Annotated in this window: 1 protein-coding gene; it reads right to left on the bottom strand. The window is 29.6% G+C overall.

The window, feature by feature from the left end; all coding sequences use genetic code 11:
- Positions 1–472: RNA polymerase sigma factor (locus tag ACNI3T_RS11315; protein WP_418227904.1), on the bottom strand; the 472-nt coding region annotated here is incomplete at its 3' end.
- Between the last annotated feature and the right edge of the window lie 86 nt (positions 473–558).

The following is a 558-nucleotide window of genomic DNA, read 5'->3' on the forward strand; positions in this document are numbered from 1 at the left end:
CTAAAAGTTCGTTTCTAATTCTTTTCATTTTTACAGCGATATGATTTTCGGTTAATCCTGTAATTTTTGCTATTTCTTTATAGGGTAAGTCTTCTAAGGAAAAAATAACAATAGCTTGATTTATTTTACTTAGTGTTTTTATGCATTCTTGAAGAGCCTTATATTTTTTCTCCGAATCTTGGTCTGGACATATTGATGTTGGCTGAAAATTAATTGTTTCTAATCTCACACTCTTATCGTTGGTCTTATTCAATCTGTTTTTCGAACGAATGCTTACATTTAATGTAATTCTATAAACCCAGGTATCTATGCTTGATCTATTCTCAAACGCAGGCAAAGCTTTCCATATCTGATAGGTAACTTCCTGAAATAAATCTTCTGGTTCAATTGGAGAAACAGCATAGATTTTACAAATTCTGTAGATCTTTTCTTTATTTTCACCAAGAACCTGCTCAAATGTTAGATTTTCCATATTGTCAATTAATGTCTTTCGACCTTCTATTATATTTAGTTACATGAATTGTGAAAATATGACAATAGGATTATAACTTTTTTAAA

It is taken from the genome of Christiangramia qingdaonensis, assembly GCF_048381525.1.
Classification (GTDB): Bacteria; Bacteroidota; Bacteroidia; order Flavobacteriales; family Flavobacteriaceae; genus Christiangramia.